Genomic DNA, 23,013 nt, shown 5'->3' with positions numbered 1-23,013 from the left:
CCGCCCGACCGGCCGTGAACACGCAGATGCCGCACCCCGAAGCCGGGGTGCGGCATCTGACGGGAACGGTCACAGACCGGCGGCGGACCTCAGGGTCTCGGCGCGGTCGGTCGACTCCCAGGAGAAGCCCTCACGGCCGAAGTGGCCGTAAGCGGCGGTCTCCGAGTAGATCGGGCGCAGCAGGTCGAGGTCGCGGATGATCGCGGCCGGGCGCAGGTCGAACACCTGGAGCACGGCGGCCTGGATCTTCTCGACCGGCAGCTTCTCGGTGCCGAAGCACTCGACGAACAGGCCGACCGGCTGGGCCTTGCCGATGGCGTAGGCGACCTGGACCTCGCAGCGGTCGGCGAGCCCGGCGGCCACGACGTTCTTGGCGACCCAGCGCATCGCGTAGGCGGCCGAGCGGTCGACCTTGGACGGGTCCTTGCCGGAGAAGGCGCCGCCACCGTGGCGGGCCATGCCGCCGTAGGTGTCGATGATGATCTTGCGACCGGTGAGGCCGGCGTCGCCCATCGGGCCGCCGATCTCGAAGCGGCCGGTCGGGTTGACCAGCAGGCGGTAGCCCTCGATGTCGATGTCGAGGCCCGCGAGCACGGGGTCGACCACGTGCTCCTTGATGTCGGGCGTCAGCATCTCCTTGAGGTCGATCTCGGCAGCGTGCTGCGTGGAGACGACCACGGTGTCGAGACGGACCGGCTGGTCGCCGTCGTACTCGATGGTGACCTGGGTCTTGCCGTCGGGCCGCAGGTAGGGGACGGTGCCGGACTTGCGCACCTCGGACAGGCGCTGGGCCAGCCGGTGCGCGAGCGTGATCGGCAGCGGCATCAGCTCGGGCGTCTCGCGGCACGCGTAGCCGAACATCAGGCCCTGGTCGCCCGCGCCCTGGCGGTCGAGCTCGTCGATGTCGCCGTCGACCCGGTGCTCGTAGGCGTCGTCGACGCCCTGGGCGATGTCGGGCGACTGCGCCCCGATGGACACCGACACGCCACAGGAGGCGCCGTCGAAGCCCTTGTGGGAGGCGTCGTAGCCGATTTCCAGGATCTTCTCCCGGATGACGCCGGGAATGTCGACGTAGGTCTCGGTCGTGACCTCGCCTGCGACATGGACCTGGCCGGTAGTGATCATCGTCTCGACGGCGACCCGGCTCTTGGGGTCGTCCTTGAGCATGGTGTCGAGAATCGCGTCACTGATCTGGTCGGCGATCTTGTCCGGGTGGCCTTCGGTGACCGACTCGGAGGTGAACAGGCGACGTGACAACTCAGTGGCTCCTCATGCAGCGGCTGCTGACGGACGTGCGGGCTCCGGCGACTGTACACCCCGGCCAGTGCCTCGCCGAAGTCTAGCCCTACCCACGGGCATGTCGCGAAACGGGTCGTTCACAGGTCGGGCAGGGGGTCGGGGGGCAGTGTCTCCGGCGCGAAGATCTCCGCGTCGGCGGCGGCGACCACGGCGGCGTACTCCTCCTCGAACTCGAACGCCATCACGCCCAGCTCGATCACCGGCCCGGAAGCCTGCATGATCGGCCCGAGCCTGGTGTGGCGGGGGAACGTCGCGTGGACGGAGACCGGGCGGTCGCTCCGGAGCATCCGGGTGGCGAGGACGGAGATGGCCGTGTCGGTGACCACGATCAGGAAGTTGCCCGTGCCCGACGGGCCCAGGGACAGCGCGGGGAATACGTAGCGGATCTCCCCCTGATCGCCGAGCAACGTTCTGCATCGATCTCTGACAGTGGAACTCACCGGCATTCCCCGCCCCCTTTTGCCCCCTTTGTCTTAAGTATCGGCAGGCGTGCGGGGATGCCGCAACAGCTTGGCGACCTGATCCCAGACGGCGTCGGCGACGTCGTCCTTGGGACCGCGGGGGATCTCCACCGGCTCGCCGCCCGCGACCAGCACGGTCGCCGCGTTGTCGGGCGTGCCGAAGGCCAGGTCGGGGCCGACCTGGTTGACGACGAGCAGGTCACAGCCCTTACGGGCGAGCTTGGCCTGCCCGTTGGCGAGCACGTCGTCGGTCTCGGCCGCGAACCCGACGATCACCTCGGGATGCCGCCCGGCCGCCGCCTCGGGGGACGACTCCGCGGCCACCTCGGGAGGCGATCCTGCGGCGCGTCGGCGTTCGCCCAGTTCGGCCAGGATGTCGGGATTTTTCACCAGATAGAGGGGCTCGGGGTCGCCCTCGGTCTTCTTGATCTTGGAGTCCTGCCGCGCGGCGGGCCGGAAGTCGGCCACGGCCGCCGCCATCACCACCACGTCGGCGGCGGCCGAGGCGGTCAGCACCGCCTCGCGCAGTTCGGCCGCCGACTCCACCCGCACCACGGCGGCTCCGGCCGGATCGGGCAGGGACACGTTGGCGGCCACCAGCGTCACCTGGGCCCCGCGGGCGACGGCCGTGCGGGCCAGGGCGTACCCCTGCAGCCCGGAGGACCGGTTGCCCAGGTAGCGGACCGGATCGATGGCTTCACGCGTACCGCCGGCCGAGACGACGACCCGCCGCCCGGCCAGGTCGCGCGGGCGGCCGGCCAGTACGCGCAGGCAGATCTGGAAGATCTCGGCGGGATCGGGCAGACGCCCGGGCCCGGTGTCGGCGCCGGTGAGGCGCCCGACCGCGGGATCGATCACCACGGAGCCCCGCTCGCGCAGCGTCGAGACGTTGGCCCGGGTGGCGGGGTGCTGCCACATCTCGGTGTGCATCGCGGGCGCGAACACCACCGGGCAGCGCGCGGTCAGCAGCGTGTTGGTGAGCAGGTCGCCGGCCAGGCCGTGAGCGGCCTTGGCGAGCACATCGGCGGTCGCGGGCGCCACCACGACGAGGTCGGCCCGCTGGCCGATCCGTACGTGGGGCACCTCGTGAACGTCTTCCCACACATCGGTCGTCACCGGGTTGCCGGACAGCGCCGCCCAGGTGGGCTCGCCCACGAACCGCAGGGCGTCGCGGGTCGGAACCACCCGCACCTCGTGCCCGGACTCGGTGAACAGGCGCAACAGCTCACACGCCTTGTACGCGGCGATGCCCCCGCTGACGCCCAGGACGACCCTCTTCATTTAGCGGGTCAGACCGCGCCTTCGATGGGCTCGGCGTTGAGCAGGCCCTCGGCCACCTCGCGCAGCGCGATGGACAGCGGCTTCTCCTGCGCGTGCGTCTCGACCAGCGGCCCGACGTATTCGAGCAGGCCCTCGCCGAGCTGGGAGTAGTAGGCGTTGATCTGGCGGGCGCGCTTGGCACCCATGATCACCAGGGAATACTTGCTGTCGACGATGTCGAGCAGCGCGTCGATCGGCGGGTTGGTGATGCCCTCTGCGACCGGGGCAATTCCTGCCACGATTGTCAGACCTCTCGGTTGGTGGTTTTGATGACCCCCTGAGGGTCAGTCATCAAGGCTATCAGCCGGCGGCACACCTCTTTGACACTTGTGTTCACCAGCGTGAGGTCGAATTCCTTCTCGGCCGCCATCTCGACGTGGCCGGCCTCAAGGCGGCGGGCGATGACGTCCTCCGGCTCGGTGCCGCGGCCGCGCAGCCGCTTCTCCAGCTCCTCCCAGGAGGGCGGGGCCAGGAACACCAGCAGGGCCTCCGGCATGCTCTGCCGGACCTGCCTGGCGCCTTCGAGGTCGATCTCGAGCAGCGTGGGCATGCCCGCGGCGAGCCGGTCGAGCACCGGGGCGCGCGGCGTGCCGTACCTGTTGCCCGCGAACTCCGCCCACTCGAGCAGCTCACCCGACTCCACGAGCCGGTCGAACTCCTCGTCGTCGGCGAAGAAGTAGTGGAGCCCGTGCACCTCACCGGGCCGGGGCTTCCTGGTTGTCACCGAGACCGACAGCCACACCTCGGGGTGTGCCCGCCGAATCTCGGCGACGACCGTTGACTTACCGACGCCCGACGGTCCGGACAGGACCGTCAGGCGCCGCTCGCTCGAGGGGAGGAAGTCGCCGACCCTCGTTCCAGATCCGACTGCCTCATGGGCCCAAACACTGCCGGACCTGGACCTGTCGGTCACTTCCTACCCCCCGTTGAACCTGCGCTTTCGTGTGGAACCGAGATTAGCTCTCGTTGCCACCGAACTCGCGCTCGAGGGATGCCCTCTGGTTCGCACCGAGACCCCGCACGCGGCGGGACTCGGCGATGGCAAGCCGCTCCATGAGCTGCTTGGCGCGGACTTTGCCCACGCCTGGGAGCGATTCCAACAAGGCCGACACCTTCATCTTGCCGATGACGTCGTCGGTCTGCCCATCCTTGAGCACCTCAGCCAGAGAAACCGCGCCATGCTTGAGCCGGTTCTTGACCTCGGCACGCTCTTTACGGGCCTTGGCAGCCTTTTGCAGGGCTGCGGCGCGCTGCTCAGGGGTCAGGGGAGGAAGAGCCACGCCGGGTCACCTCGAATTTCTGTCGATGTACTCGGACGGGAAGGGAAACTAGCTGGTCATCGCCCCCTAAGCAACGTCAATGGCGGTTTCTCTCCTCACAAAATCCACTTCATCACTCTCCGTGTATGTAAAACTACAGAGTGCTGATCAAATCGCCCCCACTTCCCGCTTCTTCCTTACACACAGGAAGCGCCGTGGGGGTACGATGATGATCACCCACCCGTCAGGGAGCGGTGTCCGAAACGTGCGCGGGTTTACGTCCGAAACCCCGCCCGAGGTGGGCATCCGTATGCCCTGCGGGGGTGTCCTCACGATCGTGTACGGTCGCCGTGGGACGCCGTTCTGGGGTCGGCGTCCCTCCGGGGAGGCGCTCACCGTGCGTACACGGCCACCCGCCGTACGTGTGCCCATGGGAGCGGTCCCACCACGGCCGGGTGACGACGGCTGTGCTCCCGGCACATCCGCCCGCCACACAGGGGCCCGACCGACCGGTCCGCCGTACGGTGGGCCGAGCCGTGCCTGGCTTTACCGCTGCACACCGATGCCACATCACGATGGGCCACGCACGAAGGCCCATCAGGAACACGGAACGACCCTTGGGAGCGCGAACCCCCTCAGAAGGGGGTCGTGCGCCGCAAAGAGGATGCGATGGCGGCGGCCGTGGCGCCCGGGTCCGGGGAGGCGGTGATCGGGCGGCCGATGACCAGGAGATCGGCGCCGTCCGCCAATGCCTGCTCCGGCGTCGCCACCCGCGCCTGGTCCTGGCTGTCCGCCCCGGCCGGGCGTACGCCGGGTGTGATGAGGGTGATCTCCGGCCCGACCTCCGAGCGCAGGTCGACGACCTCGTGCGGCGAGCACACCAGGGCCGTGGCGCCCGACTCGACCGACAGGACGGCCAGGCGGCGGACCGCGTCCGAGGCGGGGCCGGCGAGCCCGATGCGGCTCAGGTCGGCCTCCGAGAGCGACGTCAGCACCGTGACCGCCGCGATCTGGGTGTCCGGGGCCGCCTCGACGGCCGCGCGGATCATCGCGGGGCCGCCGGCCGCGTGGACCGTGAGGATGGCCGGGCGGAGCCGGGCGACCGCCCTGGCCGCCGCCGCGACCGTGTTGGGGATGTCGTGCAGCTTGAGGTCCAGGAAGACCTGTACGCCGCTCGCGCCCCGGATCGAGGCGATCACGTCGGGGCCGTAGCGCAGATAGAGCTCCAGCCCGATCTTCACCGTGGTGACGTGCGGGGTCACCAGGGCGGCCCACCTGGCGGCGGTCTCCAGGTCGGGGGCGTCGAGGGCGACGGCGATGGGTGCGGGCGTCAAAGGGAGCTCTCCTCGGAGTCGACGAGCAGGTGCCGGGGGGCGCTCCCCGGCGGACGGTGGGCCAGGCCGACCGCGTCGGCCAGCCGCTGGAAGCCGCGTGCCCGCAGCAGGTCCTCAAGCTCTCGCTCGATGCGCAGGCACGCGTAGGGGTCGTGGAACAGCGCCGTCCCCACCCCGACCGCGCAGGCGCCCGCCAGGATGAGCTGGAAGGCGTCCCTGCCGGTCGTCACGCCGCCGACGCCGATCAGCGGCACCCCGGGCAGGGCGGCGTGCACCTGCCACACGCACCGTACGGCAAGAGGCAGGATGGCCGGTCCCGACAGCCCGCCGGTGACGGCCGCGAGCGAGGGCCGCAGCGCCTCGGTGTCGATGGCCATGCCGAGCGGGTTGTTGATCATGGACAGCGCGTCGGCTCCGGCGTCCACGCAGGCGCGGGCGACCGCCACGATGTCGGCCACGTCGGGCGCCAGCTTGGCGACCACCGGGACGTCGTACCGCATGATGGAGCGCACCGACGCGATCACCTCGGCGGCGGCGCTGCCCTCGCGGGCGAAGACTCGGCCGCGGTCCTCGATGTTCGGGCAGGACAGGTTCACCTCCAGGGCGGTGACGCCGGGCGCGTCGGCCAGCCTGCGGGCCAGCGCCGAGTACTCGGCCACGGTGCCGCCGCCGATCGAGACGATGGTCCTGATGCCGCGCTGGGCCAGCCAGGGCAGCTCGCGTTCGAGGAAGGCGTCGATGCCGGGGCCCTGGAGGCCGACGGCGTTGAGCATGCCCGAGGGGGTCTCGGCCATCCGGGGGGTGGGGCGGCCGGCGCGGGGGGCCATGGTGATCGAGCTGGTGGTCAGGGCGCCCAGGCGGTGGAGGTCGAAGAACTGGGCCAGCTCGCGGCCCGAGGCGGCGCAGCCGGCGGCGGTGGTGATGGGGTTGGCGAGCTCCACATGCGCCAGAAATGTCCGCATATCTACCGACACGTCAGCCCACCCGCCGCAGAGAAACCGCAGACAACGCAGAGAAACAGCCACCAGATCGCGCGGGACGCAGACGCCGTGGAGAAGCGGAACGCAGGCGCCGCAGAGGAGCGGGACCCGGGCGCCGCAGAGAGACAGCCGCCAGATCGCGCAGTACGCGGCAGAAAAAGCGCGGGCAGTCAGTGTCAGCCCGCATGGCGCGCACCGCCCTGGCCCCCGGGCGCCCCCAGCGCGTCGAACGGGATCGTCCCCACATCCTCGAACCGCACCCGCTCCCCCCGGAACACCGGCCCCTCGGCGCAGGCCCGCACCATCCGGGTCACGCCGTCGTCGCCGATGACCGGCAGCACGCACGTCATGCAGACCCCGATCCCGCAGGCCATCGCCTCTTCCACCGCCACCTGCACCGGGATGTCGAACTCCATCGCCACCGCCGTGACCGCCCGCAGCGTCTCCATGGGCGCGCACGCGTAGACCACGTCGGCCCGCGTGTCGGCGATCACCGCGGGCAGCGCGTCGGTCACCCTGCCGCGCAGCCCTAGCGAGCCGTCCTCGGTGGTGAGTGTGGTGGTCTGGGCCATCCGCCTGGCCCGCATGGCGCCGAACACCCGGTCCGCGCTGGCGCCGCCCAGCACGAAGTCGACGCGGCAGCCGCGTTCGATGAGCTGGTCGGCCACCGGGAACAGCACCGCCGAGCCGTACTCGGAACCGACCAGCACGCAGTGGACCGGGTCGCGCGGCAGCGGGAAGGGCCGGCCGAGCGGCCCGACGAGGTCGATCGTGTCACGCGCCCTGCGCTCGGCCAGCCACGCGGTGCCGGGGCCGCGCACGGTGAAGACGAGCTCCACCGTGCCGCCGTAGTCGGGCTTGACGTCGTGGATGGAGAAGGCCCGCCGCGTCACCATGGACGTGTGGGCCCCGCCGACGGCGACGGACACGAAGTGGCCGGGCCGGTAGCGCTCGGCGATGCCGGGCGCCACCACGGTGAGGGCATGGTAGGCGTCGACCCGGCGCGTCGTCAGCACCGTGCCCGTCACCTGTACCGGAGTGCCGGCCAGTCCTCTTCACCTCCCGCGGGAGCCTGCCGTCGATCGAGCCCTACGCCCCTGCCGCCCGCAGCGCCCGCCCGTGCTCTTGGAGGGACCGTACGCCGACGTCGCCCCGCACGATGGCCTGGATGCCCGCGGCCGCGGCGGCGAGGCCGGCGACCGTGGTGATGCACGGGATGCCGCGCAGCACGGCGGCGGTGCGGATGTCGTAGCCGTCGAGCCGCGGGCCCGACTGGCCCGGACTGCCGAACGGCGTGTTGACGATCAGGTCGATCTCGCCGTCGAGGATGTACTGGACACTCGTGGGCTCACCTCCGGCTCCGGGCCCCTCGCTCTGCTTTCGCACGATCTTGGCATGGACACCGTTGCGGCGCAGCACCTCAGCGGTCCCCTCGGTGGCCAGGATCTCGAACCCGAGGTCGGCGAGCGCCCGTACCGGGAAGATCATCGCACGCTTGTCCCGGTTGGCCACGGACACGAAGGCCCGGCCCTTGATGGGCAGTTCCCCGTACGCGGCCGCCTGCGACTTGGCGAAGGCGACGCCGAAGGACTCGTCGATGCCCATGACCTCGCCCGTGGAGCGCATCTCGGGCCCGAGCACGATGTCGACGCCGCGGAAGCGGTTGAACGGCAGCACCGCCTCCTTCACCGCGATCGGCGCCTCCAGCGGCAGGGTGCCGCCGTCTCCCGTGGCGGGCAGCATGCCCTCCTCGCGCAGCGAGGCGATCGAGGCGCCCAGCATCACGCGGGCCGCCGCCTTGGCCAGCGGCACCGCCGTGGCCTTGGAGACGAACGGCACGGTACGGCTGGCGCGCGGGTTGGCCTCCAGGACGTACAGGACGCCGGCCGACATGGCGTACTGGACGTTCAGCAGCCCGCGGACCCCGACGCCGCGGGCGATGCCCTCGGTGGCGGCGCGGATGCGCTTGATGTCGTTGCTGCCGAGCGTGATCGGCGGCAGCGCGCACGCCGAGTCGCCGGAGTGGATCCCGGCCTCCTCGATGTGCTCCATGACGCCGCCCAGGTAGAGCTCCTCGCCGTCGAACAGGGCGTCCACGTCGATCTCGATGGCCTCGTCGAGGAACTTGTCGACCAGCACCGGATGGCCGCCCTCCTGGGCCGCCATGTAGGTGGTCAGCGTCGCGTCGTCGTAGACGATGGCCATGCCGGCCCCGCCGAGCACGTACGAGGGCCGGACGAGCACGGGGTAGCCGATCTCCTCGGCCACGGTCAGCGCCTCGGCGACGGTCGTCGCGGTGCCGTGCTTGGGCGCGGGCAGCTGCGCCTCGGCGAGCACCCGGCCGAACGCGCCGCGCTCCTCGGCCAGGTGGATCGACTCGGGCGAGGTGCCGACCACGGGCACGCCCGCGTCCTTGAGCGCCTGCGCCAGGCCGAGCGGCGTCTGCCCGCCGAGCTGCACGATCACGCCCGCGACCGGGCCCGTCTGCTGCTCGGCGTGTACGACCTCCAGCACGTCCTCCAGCGTGAGCGGCTCGAAGTAGAGCCGGTCGGAGGTGTCGTAGTCGGTCGAGACCGTCTCCGGGTTGCAGTTGACCATGACGGTCTCGAACCCGGCCCGCGACAGCTCGAAGGAGGCGTGCACGCAGGCGTAGTCGAACTCGATGCCCTGCCCGATGCGGTTGGGCCCGGAGCCGAGGATGATGACCTTCTCCCGCTCGCCGTACGGGACCTCGCTCTCCTCGTCGTAGGCCGAGTAGAGGTAGGGGGTCTTGGCGGCGAACTCGGCGGCGCAGGTGTCGACCGTGTTGTAGACCGGCCGCAGGCCGAGCGCGTGGCGCAGGTCGCGTACGCGGGCCTCGTCGATGCCGCGGATCTCGCTGATCTGCGCGTCGCTGAAGCCGTGGCGCTTGGCCCGCTCCAGCACCTCGGCGGTCAGCTCGGTGGCCTCGCCGAGGGTCCGCGCCTCCTCGTCCAGCAGGAACAGCTGGTCGAGGAACCAGGGGTCGATGTGGGTGGCCTCGAAGAGCTCCTCGGCGGTGGCGCCGGCCCGGATGGCCTGCTGCACGGTGCGCAGCCGGCCGTCGTGCGGGACGCGGGACTCGTCGATGAGCTCGGCCTTCGGCCGCTGGGGGCCGGCCCAGGTGAAGGAGGAGTCCTTCTTCTCCAGCGAGCGCAGCGCCTTCTGCAGCGCCTCGGGGAAGGAGCGGCCGATGGCCATGGCCTCGCCCACCGACTTCATGTGGGTGGTGAGTGTCTGGTCGGCGCCCCTGAACTTCTCGAAGGCGAACCGCGGCACCTTGACCACGATGTAGTCGAGCGTGGGCTCGAAGGAGGCCGGGGTCTCCTTGGTGATGTCGTTGGGGATCTCGTCGAGGGTGTAGCCGATGGCCAGCTTGGCGGCGATCTTGGCGATCGGGAAGCCGGTGGCCTTCGAGGCCAGTGCGCTCGATCGGGACACGCGCGGGTTCATCTCGATGACGATCATGCGGCCGGTCGCCGGGTTGACCGCGAACTGGATGTTGCAGCCGCCGGTGTCGACGCCGACCTCGCGGATGACCGCGATCGCGACGTCGCGCATGTTCTGGTATTCGCGGTCGGTCAGCGTCAGCGCGGGCGCGACGGTGACGCTGTCGCCGGTGTGGACGCCCATCGGGTCGATGTTCTCGATGGAGCAGACGATGACCACGTTGTCATGCTTGTCGCGCATGACCTCGAGCTCGTACTCCTTCCAGCCGAGGATCGACTCCTCCAGGAGCACCTCGGTGGTCGGCGAGGCGTCCAGCCCGGCGCCGGCGATGCGCCGCAGGTCCGACTCGTCGTAGGCGAACCCGGACCCGACGCCGCCCATCGTGAAGGAGGGCCGCACGACCAGCGGGTAGCCGAGCTCGGTGGCGGCGGCCAGGCACTCGTCCATCGTGTGACAGACGACCGAGTTGGCCGACTCCGCGTTCAGGCCGTGCTCGCGGGCGACCTTGGCGACGATCTCCTTGAACCGCTCGCGGTTCTCCCCCGCCTGGATCGCGTCGAAGTCGGCGCCGATCAGCTCGACGTCGTAGCGCTCCAGCGCGCCCGACTCGTGCAGCGCGACGGCGGTGTTGAGGGCGGTCTGGCCGCCCAGGGTCGGCAGGAGCGCGTCGGGGCGCTCCTTGGCGATGATCTTCTCGACGTACTCGGGGGTGATCGGCTCGACGTAGGTGGCGTCGGCGAACTCGGGGTCGGTCATGATCGTCGCCGGGTTGCTGTTGACGAGGATCACGCGGAACCCCTCGTCGCGCAGCACGCGGCAGGCCTGGGTGCCGGAGTAGTCGAACTCACACGCCTGCCCGATCACGATCGGCCCCGAGCCGATCACCAGGACGGACCTGATGTCATCACGCTTGGGCACGGTTCATGACCTCACAGAACTCGTCGAAAAGGTAGGCGGCGTCGTGGGGGCCGGCGGCGGCCTCCGGGTGGTACTGCACGCTGAAGGCACGCCCGTCGAGCAGGCGCAGCCCTTCCACGCAGCGGTCGTTGAGGTTGACGTGGCTGACCTCGGCCCGGCCGTAGGGGGTGTCGAACGGCTCGCCGAGCGGCGCCTCGACCGCGAAGCCGTGGTTGTGGGCGGAGATCTCTACCTTGCCGGTCCGTACGTCCTGGACCGGCTGGTTCACCCCCCGGTGGCCGTAGCGCAGCTTGTACGTGGACAGGCCCAGGGCCCGGCCGAACAGCTGGTTGCCGAAGCAGATCCCGAAGAACGGCACCTTCGCCTCCAGCACCCCGCGCAGCGCGGAGACGTCCGCGGTGGCCGGGTCGCCGGGGCCGTTGGAGAAGAACACCCCGTCCGGGCCCACCGCCATGATCTGCTCGAAGGTGGCGGTGGCCGGCAGCACGTGCACCTCGCAGCCGCGCTCGGCCATCCGGTGCGGGGTCATGCCCTTGATGCCCAGGTCCACGGCCGCGACCGTGAACCGCTTCTGGCCGATGGCCGGCACGACGTACGGCTCGGCCGTGGCCACCTCGGCGGCCAGGTTCGCGCCTTCCATGACCGGCACCCGCCGTACGCGCTTGACGAGCTCATCGACCGGCGCGGTCGGATCGGTGAAGATCCCGGCGCGCATGGCGCCGCGCTCGCGCAGGTGGCGGGTGAGCGCGCGGGTGCCCGGCATGGCGATGCCGACGACGCCCTGTTCCTTGAGGTAGTCCTCCAGCGAGCGGTTGGCCCGCCAGTTGGAGACCACGCGGGACGGCTCGCGTACGACGTAGCCGGCGACCCAGACGCGGCCCGACTCGGGGTCCTCGTCGTTGACGCCGGTGTTGCCGATGTGGGGGGCCGTCATCGCGACGATCTGCCGGTGGTAGGACGGGTCGGTGAGGGTCTCCTGGTAGCCGGTCATGCCGGTGTTGAAGACCATCTCGCCGAACGTCTCGCCCGCGGCGCCATACGGGGTTCCGTGGAAGACGCGACCGTCTTCCAGAACGAGCAGCGCAGAAGTCACACCAGCTTCCCTTCAAGTACTGTCGGCTTGCCGCGCAGGAAGGTCGCCACGACCCGGCCGGGGAGCGTCATGCCCTCGTACGGCGTGTTGCGGCTCTTCGACGCGAAGGCGGACGGATCCACCTCTGTACGGACGGACGGGTCGTACAACGTGAGGTTGGCCGGTACGCCCACCTCGATCGGTTGCCCGTGCCCCGAAAGGCGGCCGATACGCGCGGGCACGATCGACATGCGCTCGGCGACGCCGGCCCAGTCGAGCAGCCCGGTGTCGACCATGGCCTCCTGCACCACGCTGAGCGCGGTCTCCAGGCCGACCATGCCCATGGCCGCGGCCGACCACTCGGTCTCTTTGTCCTCGACCGGGTGGGGCGCGTGGTCGGTGGCGACGATGTCGATCGTGCCGTCGGCCAGCGCGGCGCGCAGCGCCTCGACGTCGGCGCGGGTGCGCAGCGGCGGGTTGACCTTGTAGATGGGGTTGTAGGCGCCGACCGGCGAGTCCTCGACGAGGTCGTCGGTGAGCAGCAGGTGGTGCGGGGTGACCTCGGCGGTGATGTTCCAGCCCTTGGACTTGGCCCAGCGCAGGATCTCCACCGAGCCGGCCGTGGAGACGTGGCAGACGTGCAGCCGGGAGCCGACGTGTGCGGCCAGCAGGCAGTCGCGGGCGATGATCGCCTCCTCGGCGACCGCCGGCCAGCCGGTCAGGCCGAGCCGGCCGGAGACGACGCCCTCGTTCATCTGGGCGCCGCCGGTCAGCCTGGGCTCCTGGGCGTGCTGGGCGATCACGCCGTCGAACGCCTTGACGTACTCCAGGGCGCGGCGCATCAGCACGGCGTCGTCGACGCACCTGCCGTCGTCGGAGAAGACGCGGACCCGGGCGGCGGAGTCGGCCATCGCGCCGAGCTCGGCCAGCTGCCTGCCCTCCAGGCCGACGGTGACCGCGCCGACCGGCTGGACGTCGCAGTGGGCGAACTCCCGGCCCAGCCGCCAGACCTGCTCGACCACGCCGGCGGTGTCGGCGACGGGCGAGGTGTTGGCCATGGCGTGCACGGCGGTGTAGCCGCCGCGGGCGGCCGACTGGGTGCCGGTCTGCACGGTCTCGGCGTCCTCGCGGCCGGGCTCGCGCAGGTGGGTGTGCAGGTCGACGAGGCCGGGCAGCACGATCGCGCCGCCGCCGTCGATCGCCGCCTCCCCGTCGATCCGCGGGGCGATCTCGGCGATCACCCCGTCCTCGATGCGGATGTCGGCGGGCTCGCCGCCGAGAATCCGTACATTCCGAATGATCACGAGGTCTCTCCCCCGAGCAGCAGGTACAGGACGGCCATGCGGATGGTCACACCGTTGGCGACCTGCTCGACGATGGTCGAGCGCGGCGAGTCGGCCACCTCGGCGGCGATCTCCATGCCCCGGTTCATCGGCCCGGGGTGCATCACGATGGCCTCGTCGGGCATCTTGGCGAAGCGGTCGCGGTCGAGGCCGTAGCGGCGGGAGTATTCGCGCTCGCTCGGGAAGTAGGCGGCGTTCATCCGCTCCTTCTGCACCCGCAGCATCATCACCACGTCGGACTTGGGCAGCACCGCGTCGAGGTCGTAGGAGACCGCGCACGGCCAGGTGTCGACCGAGACCGGCAGCAGCGTGGGCGGCGCCACCAGTGTGACGTCGGCGCCGAGCGTGGCCAGGAGCAGCACGTTGGAGCGGGCGACCCGGCTGTGCAGGACGTCGCCGACGATCGTGACCTTGCGGCCCTCCAGGCCGCCCAGGCGGCGGCGCATGGAGAAGGCGTCGAGCAGCGCCTGCGTGGGGTGCTCGTGGGTGCCGTCGCCGGCGTTGACGACGCTGCCGTGCACCCAGTTGGCCAGGCGGTGCGGCGCGCCGGAGGCGCCGTGGCGGATGACGACCGCGTCGGCGCCCATCGCCTCCAGCGTCAGCGCCGTGTCCTTCAGCGACTCGCCCTTGGAGACGCTGGAGCCCTTGGCGGAGAAGTTGATGACGTCGGCGGACAGCCGCTTGGCCGCCGCCTCGAAGGAGATGCGGGTCCGGGTGGAGTCCTCGAAGAACAGGTTGACCACCGTACGGCCGCGCAAGGTCGGCAGCTTCTTGATGGAACGTTCCGAGACCCTCGCCAGTTCCTCGGCCGTGTCGAGGATGAGCAGGGCGTCGTCCTTGCCGAGGTCGCCCGCGGAGATGAGATGGCGGTTCACTTGGCCTCCTCCTTCATCAGCAGCACGGCGTCGCGCCCGTCGGTCTCCTGCAGGTAGACCTTCACCTTCTCGCTCTTGGCGGTCGGCAGGTTCTTGCCGACGTAGTCGGCGCGGATGGGCAGCTCGCGATGGCCGCGGTCGACCAGCGTGGCCAGCTGTACGGCGGTCGGGCGGCCGAGGTCGTTGAGCGCGTCGAGCGCCGCGCGGACGGTGCGGCCGGAGTACAGGACGTCGTCCACCAGCACCACGATCCTGCCGTCGATGCCGTCGGGCGGCAGCTCGGTGTGGCCGAGCGGCCGGGCGGGCCGGAGCCGGAGATCGTCGCGGTACATCGTGATGTCGACCGAGCCGACGGGGATCTTGACGCCTTCGAAGCGCTCGATGCGGTCACCGAGCCGGCGGGCCAGAGTGACGCCGCGGGTCGGGATGCCGAGGAGGACGACACCGTCGGCGCCCTTGGTTCGTTCGAGGATCTCGTGCGCGATACGAGTCAGCGCCCGGTGGATGTCCGGGCCCTCCAGAACAGCCCTCGACAAGGGTGTCAGGTCGGACGTTGGGGATTCGGACACGGCAGAGCTCACCACCTTTCCCGCCTCACGGGACGGGTCTTAAAAGGGTGTTGGTCGTGACACACAGTACCAGGGGCTACCAGCCAGAACTCTTGCCACCTACTCCCCATGGCCGCCCACGGTTGGGTAATTTCCCCGCCCTTTCCGTGTCGGAACCGTCCACGCGGGGCACGTGACGGGCATCGCGGGCGGTGCCAGCGCGTTGACGTCCGCCTGCTTCGAGGGGATACAGGGACAATGACCTTCCATGTCGACTCCGAGGTGGGCAAGCTCTACCAGGTGCTGCTGCACAAGCCTGACCTGGCGCTCAAGCGGCTCACCCCGACCAACAAGGACGCGTTCCTCTTCGACGACGTGCTGTGGGTGCAGCGCGCGATGGAGGAGCACGAGGAGTTCCAGCAGGTGCTGCGGGAGCGCGGCGTCAAGGTCCACATGCTGGCGGACCTGCTCAGAGAGACGATCGAGATCCCCGAAGCGCGTAAGCACATCCTCGACGGGATCCTCGACGAGCGCTTCATGGGCCCCCTGGCCGTCGACGACATCCGCAACACCCTTGACTCCATGGACTCCAAGACCCTGCAGATGTACCTGACGGGGGGCATCACCAAACGCGAGATGGTCGAGGCGGGCTGTGACCCCAAGTCGATGTCCTACCACGCGGCCGGTGACGACGACTTCATCCTGCCGCCGCTGCCGAACCACCTGTTCACCCGCGACACCTCCTGCTGGGTGTACGACGGCGTCTCGATCAACGCGATGAAGAAGAAGGCGCGCATGCGCGAGACGGTGAACATGGAGGCCGTCTACGAGTTCCACCCGACCTTCGCCGACGGGTTCGGCCGGCCGCAGAAGGGCGGCTACAACGTGTGGCTGCCCGGCCAGTCGGTCGCCCCGGCCACGCTGGAGGGCGGCGACGTGCTGGTCCTCGGGCGCGGCGTGGTGCTGATCGGGATGAGCGAGCGCACCCAGCCGCAGGCCATCGAGATGCTCGCGCAGCGGCTGTTCCAGGCCGGCTCCGCGCGGAAGATCATCGCGCTGAACATGCCGAAGGCCCGCGCGTTCATGCACCTCGACACCGTGATGACGATGGTGGACGTGGGCGTGTTCACCAAGTACGCGGGGCTCGGCATGCTGCCCTCGTACACGATCGAGCCGGGCGACACCGAGAAAGAGCTCAAGGTCACCGACCACCCGCCGGAGGACATGCACCGCGCCATGGCGCGGGCCCTGGACCTGGACGACATCAAGGTCCTCATCCCGACGCAGGACGTCTACGCCGCCGAGCGGGAGCAGTGGGACGACGGCTGCAACGCGCTGGCCATCGAACCGGGCGTGGTCGTCGCCTACGAACGCAACACCACGACGAACAACTTCCTGCGCGGCCACGGCATCGAGGTCATCACCATCCGGGGCAGCGAGCTCGGCAGGGGGCGCGGCGGGCCGCGCTGCATGAGCTGCCCGCTCGAGCGGGACGGCTTCTGAGCGATGAGGGTCATCGTCGCCCTGGGGGGCAACGCGGTGCTCCGGCGCAGCCAGCAGGCGGACGTGGAGCCGCAGATCGCCAACGTCGCCAACGCGGCCAAGACGCTGGCCAAGCTCGCGGAGAAGCACGAGCTGATCATCACCCACGGGAACGGGCCGCAGGTGGGCCTGCTGGCGCTGGAGAGCGCCAACGACCCCCGCCTGACCAAGCCCTACCCGTTCGACACGCTCGGCGCCGAGACGCAGGGCATGATCGGCTACTGGATGCTGCAGGCCCTGCAGAACGCGCTGCCCGGCCGGCAGGTCCTGGCCATGGTGACGCAGACGCTCGTGTCGGCGGTCGATCCGGCCTTCGACAACCCGACCAAGTTCGTCGGCCCGGTCTACGACCAGGAGGAGGCCACGAAGCTGGCCAAAGAGTACGGCTGGACGGTCGCCGCCGACGGCCACGACTGGCGGCGCGTCGTCCCCTCCCCCACCCCGCAGCGCGTGGTGGAGACGCGGCTGATCAGCAAGATGGTCCGCGAGGGGGTCGTGGTGATCTGCGCGGGCGGCGGCGGCATCCCGGTCATCCGCGACGAGCACGGCCGCCTGTCCGGCGTCGAGGCGGTCATCGACAAGGACTCCACGGCGTCGATGCTGGCCGAGGCGCTCGAATGCGACGCCTTCCTCATCCTGACCGACGTGCCGCGCGTACTGAAGGACTTCGGCACGCCGCACCAGAGCGAACTCGCGAACACCACCCCGCACGAACTACGCGCCCTCGACTTCCCAGCGGGCTCCATGGGGCCGAAAGTGGAAGCGGTCTGCCGTTTCGTGGAGACCACCGGCGACATGGCGGCCATCGGCGAGCTCGGGCAGGCGGAGCAGATCCTGGAAGGCACCGCCGGCACGATCGTCACGCCGAACGCCCGCTGGCCGCTGACCAGCACGCTTTAGGGCTCTAGGAGGTTTCGATGGCACTCGCCCAACGGCTCTTCCGCATCAAGCCCACCGACCAGATCGTGGCCGAAGGCGGCCACGGCGAGGGCGGTGAGCTGCGCCGCACGATGTCGCTGTGGCAGCTCACGCTGTTCAGCGTCGGCGCCACGCTCGGCACCGGCATCTTCGTCATCCTCGGGCAGGCCGTGCCGAAGGCGGGTCCCGCCGTCGTGCTGGCCTTCGTGCTGGCCGCGATCACGGCGCTGTTCTCCGCGCTGTCGTACGCGGAGCTGGCCGGCACGATCCCGGTGTCCGGCTCGTCCTACTCCTACGCGTACGCGACGCTGGGCGAGATCGTCGCCTGGATCTGCGGCTGGTGCCTCATGCTGGAGTACGCGGTGTCGGTCGCGGCGGTGTCCGTCGGCTGGGGCGAATACCTCAACTCCTTCCTGAAGGGCCTGTTCGGCTGGGAGCTGCCCGCGTCGATCACCCACTCCCCCGGCCAGGACGGCGGTGTGGTCAACGTCACGGCGATCCTCATCGTGCTGCTGGCCACCTGGCTGCTGCTGCGCGGGGCGTCGGAGAGCGCCACGGCCAACGCCGTGTTCGTGCTCATCAAGGTCGCCGTGCTGATCTTCTTCTGCGTGGTGGCCTTCACCGCGTTCAGGGCCGGGCACTTCTCGCCGTTCGCGCCCATGGGCGTCGCGGGCGTCACGGCCGCCGCCTCGCAGGTGTTCTTCTCCTACATCGGCTTCGACGCCGCCTCCACCGCCGGTGAGGAGGCCAAGAACCCCAAGCGCGACCTGCCCCTGGCGATCATCCTGTCGCTGGCCATCGTCACGATCATCTACGTCGTGGTGGCCGTGGCCGCGATCGGCGCCATGCCGTGGACCGACTTCGACCCCGAGCGCACCGAAGCCAGCCTCTCCTACATCGTCGACCTCGCCACCGGCGCCACCTGGCCGGGCCTGATCGTCTCCTTCGGCGCGGTCGTGGCCATCGCCAGCGTCGTCCTGACCGTCATCTACGGCCAGACCCGCATCCTGTTCGCCATGTCCCGCGACGGGCTCATCCCGCACATCTTCCAGAAGGTGAACCCGCGCCGCCAGGTGCCCGTCGCCAACACGCTCATCGTGGCGGCGTTCATCTCCGTACTGGCCGGACTGGTGCCGCTGGGCCAGCTCGCCGAGGCCACGAGCATCGGGACGCTGTTCGCCTTCGCCATCGTCAACATCGGCGTGCTCGTGCTCCGCTACCGCAGCCCCGAGCTGCCGCGCAGCTTCCGCACGCCGCTCTTCCCCGCCACGCCGATCCTCGGCACGATCTTCTGCGTCATCGTGATGGCCGGTCTGGCCGGCGTCACCTGGCAGGCGTTCGGCCTCTGGATGCTGGTGGGCCTGATCTGTTATTTCCTGTACGGCTATCGCCACTCGCGGTTGAACACCGAGGTGCCTCGATGAAGCTCGAAAGCGTACTGGCCGGATTCATCCCCGAGCCGAGAGGACGTGACGCGCTGGCGCTGGCCATGCTCCTGGCCGGACAGGTCAAGGGGCAGCTGACGGTGGCGTACGTGCAGCCGCCCGCGTGGACCACGCCGGGGCCCGCGCGCGCCGACCTGACGGAGTGGCGCAAGTATCTGCAGGAACAGGCGGAGGCCACGCTCGGGCAGGCCCGGGCGCTCACCGGCGACAAGGCCGACTACATCGTCCACACCAACAAAGGCAGTGGGCGCGGGCTGGTGGACCTGGCCCGCAAACGCGCGGCCGACGTCGTCGTGATCGGCTCCGCGCCGGGCGGCGGCAGGGGCCGCATCTCCGTCGGCAGCACCGCCGACCAACTGCTGCACTCCTCGACGGTGCCGGTCATGCTGGCCCCACGCGGTTACGCGGACGCGCCGCCCACCGCCGTCGAGCGGATCACCGTCGCCTACCGCCGCGGCCCGTGCGCCGACGCCGCGGTCCGCGACGCCGCCCAGGCCGCGGTCATCCTCGACGTGCCGCTGCGGCTGGTCACCCTGCTGATCCGCGGCGCCCGCCGCGCCAAGATCGAGGAGGACATGCTCACGCGGCTGCGCGACCAGGTGGCGGACGACCTGCAGGCGGCGGCCACCGGGCAGCGGCGGCACATCCGGGCGGAGTTCGAGATCCTGGAGGGCCGCGACGTGGCACAGGCCATGGGCCAGACGTCGTGGTCGCCGGGCGAACTGCTCATCTGCGCCTCCAGCAACGCGGGGCCGTTGCGGCGGGTGTTCCTCGGCGACACGTCGCTCAAAATCGTCCGTGCGGCCACGTGTCCGGTCATGATCCTAACCCGTCAAGACTGATCCCGACGCCACACCACCCGCCCCATCGCCGGGTCCACCGCCCTTCGCGGCGCTCTTGGATGGCCCCGGCCAGCCCTTCTCAGTGCCTCTCACCTCGGTCTCCACGCGATCACTGACATGGTTTAGAGGTGATTTCCACCATGCATGTCACCGGACAAACAGTGACGAAGTATTGTTACTCAGGGGACAAGAGGGGCTATTAAGTCGTTCCATCCCGGATCGGATTCGGCATCTTTTTTCCAATCAGCTTGACCTTCGGCGTCCGCCCCTTTACCGTCACTGTGCGTAACCACACTGCGCGGCGTTATGGGGTAAACCCAGAGCCATGGCTACCGATGGTGCCTAACAAGGCACACACCCCCCGGTGGCCGGGGCATTCGCCGCAAGGGAGCACAATCTACTGAGAGCGCTACATACGAGAGCCGGGGGGCCACACGATGCCGTCTGAGTACGCAAAGTCGCTGGGTGCACGACTCCGCGCCATCCGCACCCAGCAGGGCCTGTCCCTGCACGGAGTCGAAGAGAAGTCGCGTGGCAGGTGGAAAGCCGTGGTCGTGGGCTCGTACGAGCGTGGCGACCGTGCTGTAACGGTTCAGAAACTTGCCGAGCTTGCCGACTTCTACGGGGTGCCCGTCTCCGAGCTGCTGCCCGGCGGTGCCGCGCCGAGCCCGCTCGGCCCGACACCGAAGCTTGTCATCGACCTGGAACGTCTTGCGACGCTGCCGAAGGAGAAGGCCGGGGCACTCGCCCGGTACGCGGCCACCATCCAGAGCCAGCGTGGCGACTACAACGGGAAGGTCCTGTCGATCCGCCAGGAGGACCTGCGTTCCCTGGCCGTGATCTACGACAAGTCGCCGAGCGAGCTGACGGAGGAGCTCATCAGCTGGGGCGTCCTCGACGCGGAGGCCCGCCGCGCCGTCGAGTCCTTCTGACCGCTCCTGTTTTTTCGGGGCGCGCCATGTGACGGGCGCGTCCCGCTTTTTCGTCTTGGTGCTCGCGTACGGCGGCACGGTGAACCTCCGTACGGGAGCACGACGAACCTTCGTGCGGGAGCACGAGGACGGGCTTTGTCCGGGCACGCACGGGACCCACCACCCGCCGACCAGGCCGAAGACCCCAGTAGGGCGGCCCTTTCCGCACGCCTCCAGGCCCGTGGTCCTGCCGTACAGGTCTCTCACGCGGACCCCGCCGCACCCCCGCCGTGCCCGCACGCCCACACACGTACACGCAGGCCCGGCCACGCAGGTCCAGCGGAGTCTGGCCGTCCAGATGCCCATCGCGTTCGCCCAGATGGGGCCCGGGAAACGGCGTGTCGTCTAGCGATATCGAACTCCAGTTCGTATAATGGATCAATGCATCTCGACATGAAAGGCCTACCAGGGTTGTGGCGGCCGCCGATCGTCGAACATGCCGCGACGACGTTCTCGACCACCGACTGCGGCGGCGAGGCGCGTTATCTGCTGGCTTGGGGCGATACGGAGGGAGAGCGGTGGGGATTCCTGCTATGGCCCCCGCAGACGCTGAACACCGACGACGGCACCGAGCACATGGGCCAGGCCCGGTGGGTGCGCTGGCAGGACATCCGACCGGTGAACGGCGAGGATTACAGCACCGTACCGCTGTGCGATCCGATGTGAACCACCTCCTGACGCGCCACTGAGGACGGGCGGGCAGCCCGGCCGGGACTCGTGCGCCGAGCGGGCCGGGCCTCGCAGAGCGAGCATGTTGAGGCGCGTGGAGCGGATCTGAGCGCTCGGGGCGAGCAGATCGCGCGAGGATCGTTCATGCCGTGGTGGGCACGGCGATGTTCTGCTCGTAAGCGGTGCCGCCGGGAAGGCGGAAGGCTTCATCGGGGCCGGGACTTTGCGCGTTCTCGCGGCGGGCCATCTCGGCGGAGTCAGCCGTGAAGGTCTGCCAGCGCCTGGCCTGGCTGTTGAGGAGAGCGACCAGAGGCAGCAGCGGAGTGGCGTCCGATTCAGGGATGCCCAGGTGGTCGGAGAGCTCGCTGCCGAAGGCACGCCGCAGCAGGCCGTGGAGGAGGGCGGCTGTTCGCCCAGGCTGGCAAGACCGTCGGCGAGTCCCCTGTTGAGGATGTGGCGGCCTTCCTTGCCCAGCTGGTCGAGTTCGGCGATCACGGCGTCGGCCAGCGGGTCTCCGGCCATGACCAGCTGGGCCGCGTGGTCGGCCATCGCACCGTGCCGTTGTCGGGCCTCGTCCAGGTTCACGACTCGCTCGGGGATGACAGCGTTGCGGTAGGTGTGGGACATGCGTCTGCTCTTACTTTCTCTAGGGGGAGCGGCCGGTGGGAGGGGGAAGACTCTCCTCGCCCCTTCGGTAGGTGGCACTTGCCTGGGCTCCCATAAAAGCGCTGGTCAGTGGGGTTTTTGTGAGCCGGGGTCGGTGTGCTCGTGCTGGTCGTCCGGCTGATCGTGCTGGGGGGATCGTCTGCCGCGTCGAGGCAGGGTCAGCGGGAGGTGAGGGGGGTTTCCGACTCGACGCGGGTGAGTTTTTCGGGGTTGCGGACGTAGTAGAGGCCCGTGACGCGGGCGTTGTCCACGCGGAAGGCCAGCACGCCGTCGATCACGTCGTCCAGGCGCAGGATGAGTCCGGGGTTGCCGTTGACCGTCGTGGGCTCACTGGTGAAGGTGCCGCCGGCCTTGCCGAGACTGCCGGCCATGTAACTGAGCACCTTGTCGGCGCCGACGACCGGCCGCAGGGCCGCCAGCTTGAGGCCGCCGCCGTCGCTGACGAAAACAACATCCGGGGCGAGTACGTCGAGCAGCCCCTGCAGGTCCCCGGTCACGAGCGCGGACTGGAACGAATTCAACGCCGCCCGGGTTTCTTCCTGGGAAACCGGTGTGGACGGTCGGCGGGCGTCGACGTGCCGGCGTGCGCGGTAGGCGATCTGGCGTGCGGCGGCGGGACTCTTGCCGATCGCGGCGGCGATGTCGTCGTAGCCGATGTCGAAGACCTCGCGCAGCACGAAGACGGCGCGTTCGGTCGGTGAGAGGGTTTCGAGGATGAACATGAGTGCCATCGACAGGTTCTCGGACAGTTCGACGTCCTCGGCCACGTCCGGCGCGGTGAGCAGGGGCTCGGGCAGCCAGGGGCCGACGTAGGCCTCCTTGCGCCGTTGGAGAGTCCGTAGCCGGTTGAGTGCTTGCCGGGTCGTGATCCGTACCAGGTATGCGCGCTGGTCCCGCACCTGCCCCAGGTCGACCTTCGCCCACCGCAGCCAGGCCTCCTGGAGGACGTCCTCGGCGTCCGCCGCCGATCCGAGCATCTCGTAGGCGACGGTGAACAGCAGGTCTCGGTGGGCGACGAAGGCCTCGGTCGCGGGGTCGGTGACGTGGTCGTTCATGTCGTGCGCTTCACTCTCTCGTGGTCGG

21 protein-coding genes are annotated in these 23,013 nt (G+C 69.8%); 6 read left to right on the top strand and 15 right to left on the bottom strand.

The window, feature by feature from the left end; genetic code table 11:
• Window positions 1-69 precede the first annotated feature (69 nt).
• From metK to pyrR, 14 genes are all read right to left on the bottom strand, one after another.
• On the bottom strand, window positions 70-1,257 hold the full coding sequence (gene metK / locus ACGFJ2_RS25235) for a methionine adenosyltransferase (RefSeq protein WP_219532887.1): 1,188 nt from the start codon (window positions 1,255-1,257) through the stop codon (window positions 70-72).
• Window positions 1,258-1,376: 119 nt separating this feature from the next.
• Window positions 1,377-1,745 (bottom strand): hypothetical protein, encoded by a 369-nt coding sequence (locus ACGFJ2_RS25230; protein WP_393472081.1) that lies wholly within the window; start codon window positions 1,743-1,745, stop codon window positions 1,377-1,379.
• Window positions 1,746-1,772: 27 nt separating this feature from the next.
• Window positions 1,773-3,041: a bifunctional phosphopantothenoylcysteine decarboxylase/phosphopantothenate--cysteine ligase CoaBC gene (gene coaBC, locus ACGFJ2_RS25225; protein WP_393472078.1), complete on the bottom strand. Its 1,269-nt coding sequence runs from the start codon at window positions 3,039-3,041 to the stop codon at window positions 1,773-1,775.
• An 8-nt stretch (window positions 3,042-3,049) separates the two neighbouring features.
• On the bottom strand, window positions 3,050-3,319 hold the full coding sequence (rpoZ, locus tag ACGFJ2_RS25220) for a DNA-directed RNA polymerase subunit omega (protein ID WP_214637710.1): 270 nt from the start codon (window positions 3,317-3,319) through the stop codon (window positions 3,050-3,052).
• A 5-nt stretch (window positions 3,320-3,324) separates the two neighbouring features.
• A complete protein-coding gene (gene gmk / locus ACGFJ2_RS25215) occupies window positions 3,325-3,897 on the bottom strand; it encodes a guanylate kinase (RefSeq protein ID WP_357946341.1) in 573 nt (190 codons plus the stop codon).
• Window positions 3,898-4,036: 139 nt separating this feature from the next.
• Entirely contained in the window at window positions 4,037-4,360 is a 324-nt protein-coding gene (mihF, locus tag ACGFJ2_RS25210) for an integration host factor, actinobacterial type (RefSeq protein WP_214637712.1), read from the bottom strand.
• 614 nt (window positions 4,361-4,974) lie between these two features.
• Window positions 4,975-5,673 (bottom strand): orotidine-5'-phosphate decarboxylase, encoded by a 699-nt coding sequence (gene pyrF / locus ACGFJ2_RS25205; RefSeq protein WP_357945259.1) that lies wholly within the window; start codon window positions 5,671-5,673, stop codon window positions 4,975-4,977.
• Complete coding sequence (locus tag ACGFJ2_RS25200) at window positions 5,670-6,635, bottom strand: dihydroorotate dehydrogenase (RefSeq protein WP_357639719.1); 966 nt, start codon at window positions 6,633-6,635, stop codon at window positions 5,670-5,672. Before ACGFJ2_RS25200 ends, pyrF begins: the two co-directional genes overlap by 4 nt.
• Window positions 6,636-6,829: 194 nt before the next feature.
• A complete protein-coding gene (locus ACGFJ2_RS25195; protein WP_263656021.1) occupies window positions 6,830-7,702 on the bottom strand; it encodes a dihydroorotate dehydrogenase electron transfer subunit in 873 nt (290 codons plus the stop codon).
• 40 nt (window positions 7,703-7,742) lie between these two features.
• A complete protein-coding gene (gene carB / locus ACGFJ2_RS25190) occupies window positions 7,743-11,039 on the bottom strand; it encodes a carbamoyl-phosphate synthase large subunit (protein WP_393472074.1) in 3,297 nt (1,098 codons plus the stop codon).
• The gene (gene carA / locus ACGFJ2_RS25185; RefSeq protein ID WP_357945253.1) at window positions 11,026-12,132 is read right to left on the bottom strand and encodes a glutamine-hydrolyzing carbamoyl-phosphate synthase small subunit; all 1,107 of its coding nucleotides are present in this window, start codon (window positions 12,130-12,132) and stop codon (window positions 11,026-11,028) included. Before carA ends, carB begins: the two co-directional genes overlap by 14 nt.
• On the bottom strand, window positions 12,129-13,415 hold the full coding sequence (locus ACGFJ2_RS25180) for a dihydroorotase (RefSeq protein WP_393472070.1): 1,287 nt from the start codon (window positions 13,413-13,415) through the stop codon (window positions 12,129-12,131). Before ACGFJ2_RS25180 ends, carA begins: the two co-directional genes overlap by 4 nt.
• Window positions 13,412-14,329, bottom strand: coding sequence for an aspartate carbamoyltransferase catalytic subunit (locus ACGFJ2_RS25175; RefSeq protein ID WP_358181166.1), 918 nt, complete (start codon window positions 14,327-14,329; stop codon window positions 13,412-13,414). The genes ACGFJ2_RS25180 and ACGFJ2_RS25175 overlap by 4 nt, the downstream gene beginning before the upstream one ends.
• Window positions 14,326-14,898 (bottom strand): bifunctional pyr operon transcriptional regulator/uracil phosphoribosyltransferase PyrR, encoded by a 573-nt coding sequence (gene pyrR / locus ACGFJ2_RS25170; protein WP_357945245.1) that lies wholly within the window; start codon window positions 14,896-14,898, stop codon window positions 14,326-14,328. Before pyrR ends, ACGFJ2_RS25175 begins: the two co-directional genes overlap by 4 nt.
• 237 nt (window positions 14,899-15,135) lie before the next feature.
• Here pyrR and ACGFJ2_RS25165 point away from each other — a divergent pair, with 237 nt between their 5' ends.
• The 6 genes from ACGFJ2_RS25165 (at window position 15,136) to ACGFJ2_RS25140 (ending at window position 21,261) form a co-directional block, all read left to right on the top strand.
• Complete coding sequence (locus tag ACGFJ2_RS25165) at window positions 15,136-16,380, top strand: arginine deiminase (RefSeq protein ID WP_357945243.1); 1,245 nt, start codon at window positions 15,136-15,138, stop codon at window positions 16,378-16,380.
• Between the two features lie 3 nt (window positions 16,381-16,383).
• Entirely contained in the window at window positions 16,384-17,319 is a 936-nt protein-coding gene (arcC, locus tag ACGFJ2_RS25160; RefSeq protein WP_358181169.1) for a carbamate kinase, read from the top strand.
• Between the two features lie 17 nt (window positions 17,320-17,336).
• On the top strand, window positions 17,337-18,761 hold the full coding sequence (locus ACGFJ2_RS25155) for an amino acid permease (RefSeq protein ID WP_357945239.1): 1,425 nt from the start codon (window positions 17,337-17,339) through the stop codon (window positions 18,759-18,761).
• Window positions 18,758-19,624, top strand: coding sequence for a universal stress protein (locus ACGFJ2_RS25150; RefSeq protein ID WP_393472064.1), 867 nt, complete (start codon window positions 18,758-18,760; stop codon window positions 19,622-19,624). The genes ACGFJ2_RS25155 and ACGFJ2_RS25150 overlap by 4 nt, the downstream gene beginning before the upstream one ends.
• Before the next feature lie 437 nt (window positions 19,625-20,061).
• Window positions 20,062-20,556: a transcriptional regulator gene (locus ACGFJ2_RS25145; RefSeq protein WP_026214021.1), complete on the top strand. Its 495-nt coding sequence runs from the start codon at window positions 20,062-20,064 to the stop codon at window positions 20,554-20,556.
• Between the two features lie 420 nt (window positions 20,557-20,976).
• Window positions 20,977-21,261 (top strand): hypothetical protein, encoded by a 285-nt coding sequence (locus ACGFJ2_RS25140; protein ID WP_358181171.1) that lies wholly within the window; start codon window positions 20,977-20,979, stop codon window positions 21,259-21,261.
• Window positions 21,262-22,088: 827 nt separating this feature from the next.
• On the opposite strand, the gene ACGFJ2_RS25135 is transcribed toward ACGFJ2_RS25140, so the two are convergent.
• Complete coding sequence (locus ACGFJ2_RS25135) at window positions 22,089-22,985, bottom strand: RNA polymerase sigma-70 factor (protein ID WP_358181174.1); 897 nt, start codon at window positions 22,983-22,985, stop codon at window positions 22,089-22,091.
• Window positions 22,986-23,013 lie beyond the last annotated feature (28 nt).

It is taken from the genome of Nonomuraea sp. NPDC049028 (genome assembly GCF_043197735.1).
Classification (GTDB): Bacteria; Actinomycetota; Actinomycetes; order Streptosporangiales; family Streptosporangiaceae; genus Nonomuraea.
The sequence above is the reverse complement of the archived record's forward strand: the minus strand, read 5'-3'. Positions and strand labels throughout refer to the sequence as shown.